This is a genomic window from Ectopseudomonas composti (genome assembly GCF_001567565.1).
Taxonomy (GTDB): domain Bacteria; phylum Pseudomonadota; class Gammaproteobacteria; order Pseudomonadales; family Pseudomonadaceae; genus Aquipseudomonas; species Aquipseudomonas composti_A.
In genome coordinates this window covers 72,691-87,017 of sequence record NZ_LSSW01000030.1, presented here as the reverse complement: position 1 = coordinate 87,017, position 14,327 = coordinate 72,691, and the positions used below count along the sequence as shown (strand labels likewise).

Annotated in this window: 13 protein-coding genes; 8 read left to right on the top strand and 5 right to left on the bottom strand. The window is 62.4% G+C overall.

The genetic code is table 11. The features are described from left to right. The first annotated feature begins 364 nt into the window (after positions 1–364). Together putP and PCLY_RS20700 are read left to right on the top strand one after the other, a co-directional pair. Positions 365–1,849 carry a sodium/proline symporter PutP gene (putP, locus tag PCLY_RS20705; protein ID WP_156458631.1) on the top strand — a complete coding sequence of 495 codons (1,485 nt, stop codon included), beginning with the start codon at positions 365–367 and terminating at the stop codon, positions 1,847–1,849. A gap of 98 nt (positions 1,850–1,947) precedes the next feature. Further along, positions 1,948–2,160 carry a VF530 family protein gene (locus PCLY_RS20700; RefSeq protein ID WP_061241823.1) on the top strand — a complete coding sequence of 71 codons (213 nt, stop codon included), beginning with the start codon at positions 1,948–1,950 and terminating at the stop codon, positions 2,158–2,160. Between the two features lie 14 nt (positions 2,161–2,174). Here the strand turns inward: PCLY_RS20700 and PCLY_RS20695 are convergent, their stop codons facing one another. Together PCLY_RS20695 and PCLY_RS20690 are read right to left on the bottom strand one after the other, a co-directional pair. Next, positions 2,175–3,056: an alpha/beta hydrolase gene (locus PCLY_RS20695; RefSeq protein ID WP_061241821.1), complete on the bottom strand. Its 882-nt coding sequence runs from the start codon at positions 3,054–3,056 to the stop codon at positions 2,175–2,177. 95 nt (positions 3,057–3,151) lie between these two features. Next, the gene (locus PCLY_RS20690; RefSeq protein WP_061241819.1) at positions 3,152–6,253 is read right to left on the bottom strand and encodes a transglycosylase domain-containing protein; all 3,102 of its coding nucleotides are present in this window, start codon (positions 6,251–6,253) and stop codon (positions 3,152–3,154) included. Between the two features lie 221 nt (positions 6,254–6,474). Here PCLY_RS20690 and PCLY_RS20685 point away from each other — a divergent pair, with 221 nt between their 5' ends. From PCLY_RS20685 to PCLY_RS20675, 3 genes are read left to right on the top strand one after another with little or no spacing between them, the layout of a single operon-like run. Continuing rightward, on the top strand, positions 6,475–7,155 hold the full coding sequence (locus PCLY_RS20685; RefSeq protein WP_061242152.1) for a class I SAM-dependent methyltransferase: 681 nt from the start codon (positions 6,475–6,477) through the stop codon (positions 7,153–7,155). Further along, a complete protein-coding gene (locus tag PCLY_RS25430; protein ID WP_394326860.1) occupies positions 7,061–7,582 on the top strand; it encodes a VOC family protein in 522 nt (173 codons plus the stop codon). The genes PCLY_RS20685 and PCLY_RS25430 overlap by 95 nt, the downstream gene beginning before the upstream one ends. Continuing rightward, a complete protein-coding gene (locus PCLY_RS20675) occupies positions 7,569–8,390 on the top strand; it encodes an aldo/keto reductase (RefSeq protein WP_061241817.1) in 822 nt (273 codons plus the stop codon). Before PCLY_RS25430 ends, PCLY_RS20675 begins: the two co-directional genes overlap by 14 nt. 50 nt (positions 8,391–8,440) lie before the next feature. On the opposite strand, the gene PCLY_RS20670 is transcribed toward PCLY_RS20675, so the two are convergent. Both PCLY_RS20670 and PCLY_RS20665 read right to left on the bottom strand, forming a co-directional pair. After that, positions 8,441–9,397, bottom strand: coding sequence for a hypothetical protein (locus PCLY_RS20670; protein ID WP_061241815.1), 957 nt, complete (start codon positions 9,395–9,397; stop codon positions 8,441–8,443). Positions 9,398–9,417: 20 nt separating this feature from the next. Further along, positions 9,418–11,133 carry a proline--tRNA ligase gene (locus PCLY_RS20665; protein ID WP_061241813.1) on the bottom strand — a complete coding sequence of 572 codons (1,716 nt, stop codon included), beginning with the start codon at positions 11,131–11,133 and terminating at the stop codon, positions 9,418–9,420. 129 nt (positions 11,134–11,262) lie between these two features. Between PCLY_RS20665 and PCLY_RS20660 the strand changes: the two genes are divergently transcribed. After that, positions 11,263–11,670 carry a PaaI family thioesterase gene (locus tag PCLY_RS20660; protein WP_156458640.1) on the top strand — a complete coding sequence of 136 codons (408 nt, stop codon included), beginning with the start codon at positions 11,263–11,265 and terminating at the stop codon, positions 11,668–11,670. A 67-nt stretch (positions 11,671–11,737) separates the two neighbouring features. Here PCLY_RS20660 and PCLY_RS20655 read toward each other — a convergent pair whose 3' ends face one another. Then, a complete protein-coding gene (locus PCLY_RS20655; RefSeq protein WP_061241811.1) occupies positions 11,738–12,994 on the bottom strand; it encodes an OprD family porin in 1,257 nt (418 codons plus the stop codon). A 658-nt stretch (positions 12,995–13,652) separates the two neighbouring features. Here PCLY_RS20655 and PCLY_RS20650 point away from each other — a divergent pair. Both PCLY_RS20650 and PCLY_RS20645 read left to right on the top strand, forming a co-directional pair. Further along, positions 13,653–14,084 carry an HIT family protein gene (locus PCLY_RS20650; protein ID WP_061241809.1) on the top strand — a complete coding sequence of 144 codons (432 nt, stop codon included), beginning with the start codon at positions 13,653–13,655 and terminating at the stop codon, positions 14,082–14,084. Next, entirely contained in the window at positions 14,081–14,287 is a 207-nt protein-coding gene (locus PCLY_RS20645; RefSeq protein WP_061241807.1) for a SlyX family protein, read from the top strand. Before PCLY_RS20650 ends, PCLY_RS20645 begins: the two co-directional genes overlap by 4 nt. Positions 14,288–14,327 lie beyond the last annotated feature (40 nt).

Here is a 14,327-nt window from a genome sequence, read left to right as displayed (position 1 = left end):
TTCAGCAAGAAGCTCGTTCGCTTCTGCCACTAAATTCCGCGCTTCACTTTCGTTATGGCCGTTTTTGTCTGCATAGATTGGTCAGACCAGCGTTGCTGGGCTAGACCGGTAAGAGAGGTTCTTGCAGGCGAAACCTGGTGGTAACGCGATTCGGTGGCCGCAGGCGCAAGCCAGGGAGGTCAGGGAAAGTGCTCAGGCACTTGCCGATGCAGTGGCGGTTTCACTGCGCTGGCTCTGGCCATGTTCATTCGATATCGGTGTGACGAGGAAGAGAGACCGGAGCCCGCATCCGCAAAAAAACGGGTGCACTTTGCCAATCAGGGCACGGTGCCCGAGAACAACAAACGAGAGGGGAGCCCCCCAAATGACAGCTAGTACTCCAATGCTCGTCACCTTCGTGGTGTACATCGCAGCCATGGTACTGATTGGCCTGATCGCCTATCTGCGTACCAAGAACCTTTCCGACTACATCCTGGGTGGCCGCAGCCTCGGTAGCTTCGTTACCGCGCTCTCCGCCGGCGCCTCTGACATGAGCGGCTGGCTGCTCATGGGCCTGCCAGGCGCGATCTTCGTCGCCGGCATCTCCGAAAGCTGGATCGCCATTGGCCTGCTCATCGGCGCCTACCTCAACTGGCTGTTCGTCGCCGGCCGCCTGCGTGTGCAGACCGAGCACAACGGCAACGCCCTGACCCTGCCTGACTACTTCACCAATCGCTTCGAAGACAACAGCCGCATCCTGCGCATCTTCTCGGCACTGGTGATCCTCGTGTTCTTCACCATCTATTGCGCTTCCGGCGTGGTGGCCGGTGCTCGCCTGTTCGAGAGCACCTTTGGCATGTCCTACGAGACCGCGCTGTGGGCCGGTGCCGCTGCGACCATCGCCTACACCTTCATCGGTGGCTTCCTGGCAGTGAGCTGGACCGACACCGTGCAAGCGACACTGATGATCTTCGCACTGATCATTACGCCGGTCGTGGTGATGATCGCTACCGGTGGTTTCGATCCAGCCATGGTCGCCATCGAGGCAGTCGACGCCACCAACTTCGACATGCTCAAGGGTGCGACCTTCGTGGGCGTGATCTCGCTGATGGCCTGGGGCCTGGGCTATTTCGGTCAGCCGCATATCCTGGCGCGCTTCATGGCTGCCGATTCGGTCAAGTCGATTCCGGCTGCCCGTCGCATCTCCATGACCTGGATGGTCCTGACCCTGGCCGGCGCCGTTGCCGTCGGCTTCTTCGGCATCGCCTACTTCTCGGTACACCCGGAAGTGGCGGGCCCGGTCGGTGAGAACCCGGAGCGTGTGTTCATCGAGCTGGCCAAGCTGCTGTTCAACCCGTGGATTGCCGGTATCTTGCTGTCGGCCATTCTGGCTGCCGTGATGAGCACCCTGAGCTGCCAGCTGCTGGTGTGCTCCAGTGCCCTGACTGAGGACTTCTACAAGGCCTTCCTGCGTAAAGGCGCTTCGCAGACCGAGCTGGTCTGGGTCGGTCGCGCCATGGTTCTGCTGGTCGCGCTGATCGCCATCGCTCTGGCGGCGAACCCGGAAAACCGTGTGCTGGGCCTGGTGTCCTACGCCTGGGCAGGTTTCGGCGCCGCGTTCGGTCCGGTGGTGATCCTCTCCCTGGTGTGGAAAGGCATGACCCGTAATGGCGCCCTGGCCGGCATGCTGGTCGGTGCCACTACCGTGATCGTGTGGAAGAACTGGATCGGTCTGGGTCTGTACGAGATCATTCCGGGTTTCATCCTCGCCACCCTGGCCATCGTCATCTTCAGCCGTATTGGTAAGGCCCCGAGCCAGTCGATGCTGAGCCGCTTCGACAAGGCCGAAAGCGAATACAAGTCGGTGTAACCTTGTCGGCTTGAACCGGAGGCGATGACTGCTCGGCAGTCATCGCCTTTTGCGTTTCTGGCCCTAATATACCCGCACCATTTTCGACGGATGCTCTCATGACCAGCAATGACCCGCTCCACGGCCTGACCCTGCAGGCGATTCTCACCGCCCTGGTGGAGCGCATCGGTTGGGAGGGCCTTGCCCGTCAGGTCGATGTCCGCTGTTTCAAGCACGAGCCGAGTATCAAGTCGAGCCTGACCTTTCTGCGCAAGACGCCCTGGGCGCGGGACAAGGTGGAGCAGCTCTACCTGCAGTTATTCAGATCCTGAAGTCGTTCAGCGCTTCAGTTGATTTCAAGCCCCAGTGCCTGCAGGGCCTGCCGGTAGTGGTTACCGGCCATGCGCAGGCCGTTGTTGTGGTTGGCACCCTCTATGAGCAGCAGTTGCTTGGGCTCGCTGGCCGCGTCGAACAGCGCTTGGCTGAAGCGTGAGGGCACGTAGCGGTCGTCGCGACCGTGGGCAATCAGCACCGGGATGCCGACTTCGCCAATCTTGCTCAGCGAGTCGAACTCCTGCGACAACAGCCAGCGTACCGGCAGCGAAGTGTTGGTGACCGCTGCAGCGACATCCCCCAGGTTGGTGAAGCTGGATTCGACGATCAGCCCGGCAGCTTGCGTTTCATCTTCGCTCGCCAGTTCGTGCGCCAGGTTGACGGCCACGGCGCCGCCCAGTGAATGGCCGTAAATGAAGCGTTTGTCTGCCTCTGGCTGCAGGCGCACCAGATGCTGCCAGGCGATCAGGGCATCCTGATAGACGCTGCGCTCGGAGGGCAGGGCGCCACGGCTTTCGCCGAAGCCGCGGTAGTCCACCGCCAGTACCGAGAAGCCCATGGCATGCAGTTGTTCGATGCGAAACAGCTGGCCGGTCAGGTTCCAGCGTGAGCCATGCAGGTAGAGCAGCGCCGGGGCGTCCTTGCGTGCGGCCGGCCACCACCAGGCATGCAGACTCTCATCGGCCGTCAGCTCAGGCGATTGCAGTTGCACGCTCTCGACGCCAGTCGGCAGGCCGCTGAACCAGCGGGCGTTACCAGGCTCGATGCGAAACACCAGTTCGCGTTCGGTCTGCTCCAGCTTGGCGCAGCCGATCGGCAGCAATACCAGCAGGCACGCCAGGATCATCAGGCTCAGGCGACGGCGGCGTAGCAGGGCGAACCAGGATGAGGGCATCGGCGATACTCATGAACGGCAGTTGGGGATGCTGACATGGACTGCATATCCGCTGCCGGGTTTCGCAAGCCCCTGAGCGCTGTAGTTACCGAGTGTTACCGCCGGCTGATCTGCGGCGCGCTCATCGGCGCCTCACAGAGCGTGGCACTGCCAGGCTCCAGGTAGGGGACAAGGATTGGCGCCATGCCCTTGAGGACCTGCACCGGTAACGCCGAGGTGAAGGTGAAGCGCTCGGCTTCGCGTCCCGGTACGAACGCAGTGAGGGTGCCGTAGTGCCGTGGGCCGAGGAAGAACACGAATGTCGCTGTCCGGTTCATCGCACGTGAGCTGATGACCCGGCCGCCAGGGCCGACGCTTTCGATGCGGTTGTCGCCGGTGCCGGTTTTGCCGCCCAGCGCCAGGCTGCGGCCGTCCTGCAGTTGAAAGGTGCCTTGCAGGCGCCGCGCAGTGCCGCCTTCCACCACTTGCGAGAGGGCATTGCGCAGTGCCGCAGCCACCTCGGACTGCATCACCCGCTTGCCACTGTGGGTATCACGCTCGACCCTTGTGTCATAAGGCGTGTCGGCGGCGAAGTGCAGCTCGTCGATGCGTAGAACCGGCTGGCGAATGCCGTCGTTCTGGATGATGCCCATCAGCTCGGCCAACGCCGCTGGCCGGTCGCCGGAGCTGCCCAGGGCGGTGGCCAGCGAGGGCACCAGGTACTGGAAGGGATAGCCCAGGTTCTGCCAGCGCCGATGAATGTCGGAGAAGGCCTCGACCTCCAGCATGATGCGAATGCGGCTGTCTCGGGCGCTCTTGTGCCGAGTGCGCAGCAGCCAGCCGTAGACTTCCTGACGTTCGTCGATGCTGGCGGCGACGGCATCGCTGAAGCTGGCCTGCGGGTTGCTGATCAGATAGCCCAGTAGCCAGAGTTCCAGCGGGTGTACGCGGGCGATATAACCCTGATCCGGCAGGCTGTAGGCTCCGGGGCCGTAGTCCTGATACAGGCGCGCGATGCGCTGGTCGGTGAGTTTTTCCTGCGGTAGTTGCGCCCGCAGGAATGCAGCGAAGGTCGCTTCGTCGGCCTCTGGCAGCAGGTAACGATGTACGGCGCTCAGGCGTACCGAGGTCTGGCGCAGACCACTGATGAAGGTTTCCAGGCGCTGCTGCTCCGGCTGACCCTTGTACTTGCGCCAGAAGCGCAAGAGGAAGGTGCGCCCCTCCCGGTCGGCGAAGCGCTGCAGGTATTCCTGGCGGCGCGGGTCCTTGTCGTCCTTGAGCAGCTCGGCGCTGTTCTGGTAGGTGCTGTAGCGCACCAGATCACGCATCAGGCGTACGAAGGGCAGGTTGATCGACTCACGCAAGGACTCGCGCAGCGTCGGGTTGCGGCCGTTGTCCTGGCGGCGGAAGTTGCCGAAGGTGTGCAGGCCGCCGCCGGTGAAGAATCGCTCATTCGGGCTGGCCGAGTAGCGCCGCTCCAGCGCGGCGTCCAGCATGCCGGCCAGATCCGCCGCAGGATTGGCTTGCAGGTAGCCCACGGCCCAGCGGCTCAGAGGGTCCTGCTCGGCGATGTCGATCTGACGTAGCTCGTCCGGGCTCTTGCCTGCGTGGCGCTGATGCAGTTCGGCGATGATTTCCAGGTAGGTGGCCAATACCCGCAGTTTGGCGGTGGAGCCAAGCTCCAGCTTGCTGCCCTCGTTGATATCGAAAGGCTGGTCGGTGTTGTCGGTCTGCACCCGTACCCGGCTGCCGGTCGGGGTGCGTTCGAAGAGGGTGAAGCTGTAACGCACTTCTGCGGTTTTCTCGGGCGACAGCAGGCGTTCGCCGAACAGGCCGATCTTGCCGGCGAACTCTGGGTCGGCCAGGTTCTGCAGGTAGGCACTGGTCTGCTGTTGCAGGTCGCGCTGCAGGGTGCTGCGTGCGGACAGGTCCAGGCGATCAAGGTCGTAGAGCGGCATGCCGAGCAGATTGGACAAGCGCGAGCGCGCTACGCTGATGCCTTTGTCGCTGTCCACGGTCCGCAGGTTTGGCTCCAGCTGCCAGTCGCGGTACTGCAGTTTCTGCGCGAGCGCGGCATCGCGCAGGTCGGCGTCGATCAGGCCGCCGCTGGCAAGCAGGCGAATATGACTTTCGGTCAGCGCCTCCATGTCATGACGTCCTTGCGCCAGGTAATAGGAGGGCCGGCGCTGAGCAATCATCAGCGACAGTATCTGCCGCAGGGCCAGACCGCGTTCGGCAAGGCTGGCGTCGGGCGAGCGCCGCGGGTCGAGCAGGGCGTTACTGTGCTCGAAGTCGGCGCCGTACCAGATGCGCAGGCCGTCGGCCAGACCGTGCACTTCACCGTGTCCCGGCGCGGCGGACAGCGGCACGCTGTTGAGATAGTCACGGACGATGTGCTGACGCGCTTCGAGCGTCTGCGGCCCATGCTGATAGGCGCGTACGCTGGCGGATATCATCTGGCGCAGTTTTTCCCCGGCAGACAACGTCAGCCCGTCGGGGGAATGGCGGTACTTCTCCAATTGTGTGGCCAGGGTGCTACCCCCGGCGGACTGGTCCTGCACGTCGAGCATCTTGCCCAGCTGTGACAGCGCCGCCATGGCAAAACGTGGCCAGTCCACTGCCGGGTTGGCCAGCGGCTGCGCGGGGTCGAGCAACTGACGGTTCTCGATGAACAGCAGGCTGTTGACCACCAGTGGTGCAATGTTGGCGAAGTCGGCATAGCCCTGTTGCGGGTAGCGAAACTGGTAGAAGGGCGTGCCGCGGCAGTCGCTGATGCTCAGGCCGCTCTGGCTCTTCTCGGTGAAGGGCGGGAACAGGCCTCGGCGGCTGTAATCCATCAGCTGGTCGGAGAAACGCGCCTGTGCGCTGATCTGGTAATCGCGCTGCTGTAGGCGTTCCAGCATCAGTGGCAGGTAGGCATAGCCCTGGCGTTTGTCGAAGGGACCATCGGTCGGGTAGATGATCCGCTGGCTGGGGCCCGCTTCGACCTTGTAGGTAAGGCCTGCAGCATAGCGGCTGAGCTCGCGTGACTGAAAATGGGCGCTACGGACCTCGAACACCAGCAGGGCGGTGGCCGCCAGGAGCAGCAGGATCAGCAACAGATAGAAGGTCAGGCGCCAGGGGTGCCCGGCAGCGCTGCTCGACCTGGTGCTGCCCTGAGTGCCCGCCGGGGAGGCGAGCTCAGGTGGCTGTCGATTATGTTGCCATGATGCGCCCATAAGTCACCGGACCGCTTTGTCAGCATCATAAACGCCGCGAGATTGCCTCTGCCGGATGCTGACCCTGGGTCGGCCGGGCTGCGCTCGTCTCGTTTGTCTCGCTATCAGTTTAGACGCTGGCGTGGCGTCTGGCGGGCGGTTTCTGCGTGCTGCGCGGCTTGTACCGCTATCGCATGCAGGCCTGCTAGACTCGCGGGATCGCATCGATGCAGGCAATCACCATGCAGCGCGACCACCGAGAACAGCTCCAGCAAAGTTGGCAGGCCAATGCCGATGCCTGGGCTGCTGCGGTGCGTGAGCAGCGCATCGAAAGTCGGCGGCTGGTCACCGATGCCGCGATCATCCAGGCCGTATTGGCGCTACAGCCCAAGCGCGTGCTGGACATCGGTTGCGGTGAAGGCTGGTTGTGTCGTGGCCTGGCCGAGCATGGTATCGAACCAGTCGGTGTGGACGCCTCGGCGCCGCTGATCGAGGCCGCTCGGGCGGCATGTGACGGGCGCAGTCAGTACCGCGTTTGTGGCTATGCCGAATTGGAGGCACATGCCGAGCAACTCGGGCGTTTCGAGGTGCTGGTCTGCAACTTCGCCCTGCTCGAGGAGCCGCTACAGCCGACCCTGCGGAGCCTGCATGGTTTGCTCGCGTCTGGCGGCAGCCTGCTGATTCAGACCCTGCACCCGTGGCGCGCCAGCCATGGCGAGCCCTACCAGGATGGTTGGCGGGTCGAAGACTTCGTCGGCTTCGGGGAGGGTTTCCAGGCGCCCATGCCCTGGTTCTTCCGCACCCTGCAATCCTGGTTGACGCTTTTCGGTGAGACCGGCTGGCGTCTCGAATGGCTGCAGGAGCCGCTGCACCCCGAGAGTGTTCAGCCGGTGTCCCTGCTGCTGTTGCTCAAGCCAGTCTGATCATGCAGTTGCTGCTCAACCTCGACGTGCCCGACCTGCCAGCTGCGGTTGCCTTCTACCAGCAGGCGCTTGGTTTGAGCGTCGGGCGGCGTCTGTTCGAGGGCACGGTGGTCGAGATGCTCGGCGCCGCCGTTCCGCTCTATCTGTTGTGCAAGTCGGACGCCACCCAACCTTGCCCAAGACAGGGCGTGCAGCGCGACTATCGTCGTCACTGGATGCCGCTGTGGTCGTCGATGATCTTGATGCGGCGTTGGCGCGGGCGATCGCTGCCGGTGCTCGGCAGGAAGGCGAAATCCACGAATACGACTGGGGACGCCTGGTTACCCTGAGCGACCCCTTCGGCCACGGTCTGTGCTTTGTGCAATGGCGTGGTGAGGGGTACGACCTGGTCATGACCCACTCGGGGGAAAACGATGCGCAGAATTGATCTGGCCGGCGTGCAGGTGCCCGTGTTGGGCCAGGGCACCTGGCACATGGGGGAAGATCAACGCCAGCGCGCACGCGAAGTCGCTGCGCTGCGTGCGGGCCTGGACCTGGGACTCGGTTTGGTCGACACCGCCGAAATGTATGGCGAGGGTGGCGCCGAGCAGGTGGTGGGCGAGGCGATTGCCGGGCGTCGTGACGAGGTGTTTCTGGTCAGCAAGGTCTACCCGCACAACGCCAGCCTGGCGGGTGTTCAGGCTGCCTGTGAGCGCAGTTTGAAGCGCCTTGGCTGCGAGCATATCGACCTGTACCTGCTGCACTGGCGCGGCCGTTACCCGCTTGCCGAAACCGTTGAGGGGTTCGAGCGGCTGCGAGAACAGGGCAAGATCGGCGCCTGGGGCGTTTCCAACTTCGATCTGGATGACCTGCTGGAGCTGGATCAGCCTGCGTGCCGCAGCAATCAGGTGCTGTACAACCTGGAGGCGCGCGGTATCGAGTATGACCTGCTGCCCTGGCAACAGCGCACCGCGATGCCGCTGATGGCCTACTGTCCGCTCAGCCAGGCTGGCGCCCTGTTGCGGCAGACGGCCTTGCTCGAGGTGGCCCAACGCCATGGCGTTACGTCGGCGCAGATCGCACTGGCCTGGACGATCAGGCAGGACGGCGTGATTGCCATCCCCAAGGCTGTCGGCAGCGCGCATCTGCGCGATAACGCGGCGGCGGCCTCGATACGCTTGACTGTGGATGACCTGGCTCTGCTGGACCAGGCCTTTGCCCCGCCGCGGAGCAAGCGCGCGCTGGAGATGGTCTGAGGGACGTTGTGGGGTGAGCGCCAGGTTGTCCTGTCGCTCATCGCGCGAGGTCAGTTGGCCGGGTCGGCAGCCAGACGTCCGGCATCCTTGAGCAGGGCCTTGAGGAAGGCATCCTGCAATTCAGGGTCGTTGCGAGTCAGTTCGATCAGGCTCTGTTCCAGCTCGCTGGCTTCTTCTTCCAGACCCAGGTCGGAGAGGCGTTTGACCCGGTGTACCCACTGGGCTACATCGCCGCCTTCGAGGTCATCGAAGATCAGGTCATGCGCTTCGCTCAGCTTGCCGCGCAGGGTATGGCTGACCATGAGCGTCGTTTCGGCGCGTGCGACATCGTCGCCAAGGCGGTCTTCGACGCTCAGCTGCAGCATGTTCAGGCGCGTGATGTCCTGTTCGGTGAAGGGGCTGTCCAGCAGATTGACGCGTAGCACGCCGCTGCTGTCGGTGAGCAGCTCGAACTGCTGATCCCCCGCCTTGACCTGCACCGGGCGCTCGGACCAGGGCAGGTTGGTGTATTCCATGCGACGGTCGCGCTGTAGCTCCTCGATGCTCGCCAGGTTCTGTTCCGCGCGGCCGTTGGACTCGACGTTCATGAACGGATTGAGGCCGGCCATGCCGTAGCTGATCCAGTCGCGGGTCGCGGTTTCCGGCAGGCTGCCGAGCAACACGACGTTGAGGACGTTGGCCCCCACGCCGGCCACTACAGCGACTGCTCCCATTGGCACTTCGTAGATTTCGCGCCAGGGTTGATAGGGCGTATAGCGATCGTAGCGACGGGTCACTTCGAAGGCGGTGACCTCGTAGCTCTTCTGGTCATGCACACGCACGCGGCGTTGCGGCAACTCCAGTACCTTGGGCTCGCCGGCATCGATCTGCAGCTGGTGATCCAGCAGTTTGCGCTCGATGCGCTCCTCATGTTCACTGCGTTGCGGCAGCTGGTTGGCGCAGCCGCTGATCAAGAGGGCGCCGCACAGGGCGGCGCCGATGAGGCAAAGGTTGTTGCTCGTGGGCATGATGGCTCGGTAGGGCGTGATCAGCGACTGATACGGGCTTGCAGGAAGGACAGGATCTCGGCCAGTGGCACGGCTTGCGCGTCGGTTTCGGCGCGGCTCTTGTACTCGAGGTTGCCCTCGGCCAGGCCACGGTCGCTGACGACCACGCGGTGCGGGATGCCGATCAGCTCCATGTCGGCGAACTTGATGCCGGGGCTGGTTTTCTTGTCGCGATCATCCAGCAGCACTTCGTAACCCGCGGCAGTGAGTTCGGCATACAGCTTGTCGGTGGCTTCACGAACCTGCTCGGTTTCGTAGCGCAGTGGTACCAGGGCGACATGGAAGGGCGCCAGGGCGTCGTTCCAGCGGATACCACGCTCATCGAAATTCTGCTCGATGGCGGCAGCGACCACGCGGGAAACACCGATGCCGTAGCAACCCATGGTCAGGGTCACCGGCTTGCCATTCTCACCCAGTACCTGGCAGTTCATCGCCTCGCTGTACTTGGTACCGAGCTGGAAGATGTGCCCGACTTCGATGCCGCGCTTGATCACCAGGGTGCCCTGGCCATCCGGGCTGGGGTCGCCTTCGACAACGTTACGCAGGTCGGCCACGGTCGGAACCGGCAGATCGCGCTCCCAGTTGACGCCGAAGTAGTGCTTGTCGTCGATGTTGGCACCGATGGCGAAGTCGCTCATCAGTTCCACGGAGCGGTCGATGATGATCGGCAGCGGCAGGTTCAGCGGGCCGAGGGAGCCGGCGCCGGCGCCGATGGCGGCACGCAGCTCGGCGTCGGTGGCCATGGTCAGCGGATTGGCGACCTGTTCCAGGTTGGCCGCCTTGATCTCGTTGAGTTCGTGGTCGCCACGCACCACCAGGGCGATCAGCTTGCCTTCTTCGGCAGCATGCACGATCAGGGTCTTGATGGTCTTCTCGATAGGCAGGTTGAAGCCTTCGACCAGGGCCGCGATGGTTTTCGCATCGGGGGTGTCGACCAGGCGCAGCTCTTCACTAGGCGCCGGGCGCACCTTCTCGCGGGGCAGGGCTTCGGCCTTCTCGATGTTGGCGGCGTAATCGGAGCTGTCGCTGAAGGCGATATCGTCTTCGCCGGAGTCGGCCAGCACATGGAATTCGTGCGAGCCGGTGCCGCCGATGGAGCCGGTGTCGGCCTGCACCGGGCGGAAGTTCAGGCCCAGGCGGGTGAACACGTTGCAGTACGCCTGGTGCATGCGGTCGTAGGTTTCCTGCAGGGAAGCCTGGTCGGCATGGAAGGAGTAGGCGTCCTTCATGATGAACTCGCGGCCGCGCATCAGGCCGAAGCGCGGGCGGATCTCGTCACGGAACTTGGTCTGGATCTGATAGAAGTTGATCGGCAGCTGCTTGTAGCTGTTCAGCTCGTTGCGCGCCAGATCGGTAATGACTTCTTCATGAGTCGGGCCGACGCAGAACTCGCGTTCATGACGGTCTTTGACGCGCAGCAGCTCGGGGCCGTACTGCACCCAGCGCCCGGACTCCAGCCACAGCTCGGCAGGCTGGATGGCGGGCATCAGCACCTCCAGAGCACCAGCGGCGTTCATTTCCTCGCGCACCACGTTCTCGACCTTGCGCAGCACGCGCAGGCCCATCGGCAGCCAGGTGTACAGGCCGGAGGCCAGCTTGCGGATCATGCCGGCACGCAGCATCAGCTGGTGGCTGATCACCACGGCATCGGAGGGGGTTTCTTTCAGGGTCGAGAGCAGGAACTGACTGGTACGCATGTTTGGCCGTTCTGTCGGTTGCTAGGGCTTGGAATAGGCCGGCATTGTACGGTGCCTATACAGTGGCGTACAGGACGGTTGCAGGCGCGAAAGTGCCATTGCCTTTGGCGGGAGGAACAAACGGTGGGATTGACTGCGCTTGAGGTTCAGACCCTGATTCGGGATGGGCTGGCGATGGCCGAGGATATCGATCTGCGGATCGACCGGCTGGACGAGGAGGGCGTGCTGGCACGCGTGCCCTTTCATGCCAAATTGGTGCGTCCGGGCGGCACGTTATCGGGCCCGACCATCATGGCGCTGGGGGATGCGGCGATGTACGCGGTTGTGCTGGGGCGTCTCGGCCGAGTGGAGATGGCGGTAACGTCGAATCTCAATATCAACTTTCTGGTCAAGCCCCGGCCGGTGGACCTGCTGGCCGAAGCGAGCATTCTGCGTCTGAGTCGGCGTCAGGCAGTGTGCGAAGTTTCGCTGTATTCGGCTGGTAATGAGAGTGAACTGGTTGCGCATGTGACGGGCACTTATGCACTGCCTCTCTAAAACGCCGAGCCATAAATGAAGAAACCCGGCCAAGGCCGGGTTTCTTCATTGTCGAGTTACGCAGGCGTTACAGAACGCTCAGCGGGTACTCGACGATCAGGCGGAAGTCATTGACGTCGCCGCCGTAATCGTTGTCAGCGCGGTAGAACGCATTACGAATACGGAAGGACAGGTCTTTCGCAGCACCTTCCTGGATAACGTACTTGGCTTCGATGTCGAGTTCGCGTTCCGAGGCGTCAGAATCAATCCCTGCTACATCAATGTTGTCACCAACAATGTAGCGAGTCATGAAGCTCAGACCCGGTACGCCGTAGGAGGCCATGTTGATGTCGTAGCGAACCTGCCAGGAAGTTTCGTCCTTGGCATTGAAGTCAGAGTACTGAACGGAGTTGGACAGCCAGATGGTGCCGCCACCGTCGATATCGCCATAACGATAGCTGGTGTCGCCGCTGGAACGCTGGTGAGCAACGGTGAACTTGTGGGCGCCCAGGGAGTAGGCAGCAGCCAGGCTCCAGATGTTGTTGTCCATCTCGCCCAGCAGCTCTTTGCCTTGGCCGCGAGTGCGGTAGCCGTTCAGGTCGAAGTTCAGAGCCTGATCTTCTGCCAGCGGCAGGTTGTAGTTCAGGTTGACGTAGTACTTCTTGAAGTTGTCGTCAGCATCCGAGTAGTGCAGAGCAGCGCTCAGATCGTCGGTGAAGCTGTAAGAAGCACCGAGGATATTGATTTCTTTCAGACCGAAGGTGTCACGGTCGGTGCTGGTCTGGCTGCTCATTGCAGTGAAACGACCGGCAGTCAGTTCCAGGCCAGCGATTTCATTGCTGGTCACCAGGGTACCGGTAGCAACTTCCGGCAGGAGGCGGCTGTCATCGGTAGAGAATACCGGGCTGGCTACTTCCTGGCTGCCGTACTTCAGGACGGTGTCGGAAATACGGAACTTGATAGCGCCGCCAACTTCGGTCTGGGTGTCTTCGCTGTGGCCGTTGCCTGCACGGTCGAACAGGCCGTTGCCGCGGTGACCACGGCCGCCATCGAGCTTGATGCTGCTCAGCGAGTGAGCGTCGACGCCGACGCCTACGGTACCCTGAGTGAAGCCGGATTCGAACAGCAGGCGGATGCCCAGGCCGGTTTCTTCGCGGTAGCTCTGAGCGCTACGCTGAGAGCCGCCGGAGCGGAAGTCGCGGTTCATGTACAAAGCGCGATTGAAGATGTTGAAGCTGCTGTCTTCGATGAAACCGTTCGACTCGGACTGGCTGGAAGCCACTGCCATTTGGCTGGTGCCCGCGGCTACTGCCAGGGCGATTACGCTCCACTTCATCACTTGCATCGTGATTGCTCCTTGGGTTTAGAAGAGTTGTGCTGCCCACTGTTTTGTTATATGGGCGGCTCTTTCTTTTTGTGTCGGCGGTAACTTATAGCACGCAGCCAATATTGGCGATAGTTGCAGTCTATTCAGTGCGACTTCATTCATGCCGGTGTCGCATCGAGTCATGAGGAATGTCGCAAATCTGTAGCTCTGTACTTGCGCTTCGTTATGCCAACGCTTTCGCGGCTCTGAGGTGCCTGGGGCCGCTGTTATTGATCGACTGCACGGCTCGCCGAGCATTGATCTCACCGGTAGCAAAAGTCGTGCTCAAAACCCGAATGCGCTTCTAAAACCTTGATTTTCTGGCATGCAGTGCGCCTCGTAGTGGCGTTGACGCCGCGCCCGGTGCGGGTTTGGCCAAGCGCTGCGCAGTTCTTGTGATCAGTCGGTGGCACGTGCTGCCACCTTCGTTCACATCGCTCTCGCGGTAACGCTTGGGGATGTCTATTACGGGAAGAAACAAAATGGTGCACGCCGGCGGTGCGTGTGGGGGTGGGGTGCCTTGCCGTGGTGCGCGTCCTGCGAGTGAATTGTCCATCGAGGCGGCGTATGCTGCGCGCCATTGCGCGGTTGCCCTTGGTGCTGCGCTCGAATGATCCGTTTACAAAGGAGGGCCGCCATGTTCACTCTGGATTCACGCCTTCAGCAGGATTGCCTGCTGGTCGGGGACTTTCCCCTCTGTCACCTGCTGTTGATGAATGACGCCAGCTATCCCTGGTTCATCCTGGTGCCGCGCCGCGAGGAGGTCAGCGAGTTGTTCCAGCTCGATGCCGCCGACCAGCGCCAGCTCTGGCACGAAACCACTTTGCTGGCTGAAACGCTGAAGGACACCTTCGCAGCTGACAAGATGAACGTGGCCACGCTTGGTAATGTAGTCAGCCAGCTGCATATGCATGTGATCGTGCGCCGGCGTGAGGACGCCGCCTGGCCTGCTCCGGTTTGGGGGCGGCATCCGGCGCAACCTTATAGTGAGCAGCAGGTGGTACAGGTCGTCGACAAGCTGCGTCTGGTGCTGACCGAGGATTTTCAGTTCACCGGAGCCTTCGCATGAACTTCGAGTCGCGGATCATGGAGCTGGAGAGTCGTCTGGCTTTTCAGGACGACACCATTCAGGCGCTGAGCGATGAGCTGCTCGAACAGAATCGCCGCATCGAGCGGATGCAGTTGCAATTGACGGCACTGGCGCGGCGTCAGGAGGAGCTCAATGGGCTATCGGGAATTGCCGAAGACGAGGCGCCTCCACCGCATTACTGATATGAAAAAGCCCGGTTTCCCGGGCTTTTTCATCCGCGTT

Bases quoted from the DNA above. Each gene is read 5' to 3' on its own strand.
- putP (WP_156458631.1), top strand. From the start codon at position 365: ATGACAGCTAGTACTCCAATGCTCGTCACCTTCGTGGTGTACATCGCA.
- PCLY_RS20700 (WP_061241823.1), top strand. From the start codon at position 1,948: ATGACCAGCAATGACCCGCTCCACGGCCTGACCCTGCAGGCGATTCTC.
- PCLY_RS20695 (WP_061241821.1), bottom strand. From the start codon at position 3,056: ATGCCCTCATCCTGGTTCGCCCTGCTACGCCGCCGTCGCCTGAGCCTG.
- PCLY_RS20690 (WP_061241819.1), bottom strand. From the start codon at position 6,253: ATGGGCGCATCATGGCAACATAATCGACAGCCACCTGAGCTCGCCTCC.
- PCLY_RS20685 (WP_061242152.1), top strand. From the start codon at position 6,475: ATGCAGCGCGACCACCGAGAACAGCTCCAGCAAAGTTGGCAGGCCAAT.
- PCLY_RS20675 (WP_061241817.1), top strand. From the start codon at position 7,569: ATGCGCAGAATTGATCTGGCCGGCGTGCAGGTGCCCGTGTTGGGCCAG.
- PCLY_RS20670 (WP_061241815.1), bottom strand. From the start codon at position 9,397: ATGCCCACGAGCAACAACCTTTGCCTCATCGGCGCCGCCCTGTGCGGC.
- PCLY_RS20665 (WP_061241813.1), bottom strand. From the start codon at position 11,133: ATGCGTACCAGTCAGTTCCTGCTCTCGACCCTGAAAGAAACCCCCTCC.
- PCLY_RS20655 (WP_061241811.1), bottom strand. From the start codon at position 12,994: ATGCAAGTGATGAAGTGGAGCGTAATCGCCCTGGCAGTAGCCGCGGGC.
- PCLY_RS20650 (WP_061241809.1), top strand. From the start codon at position 13,653: ATGTTCACTCTGGATTCACGCCTTCAGCAGGATTGCCTGCTGGTCGGG.
- PCLY_RS20645 (WP_061241807.1), top strand. From the start codon at position 14,081: ATGAACTTCGAGTCGCGGATCATGGAGCTGGAGAGTCGTCTGGCTTTT.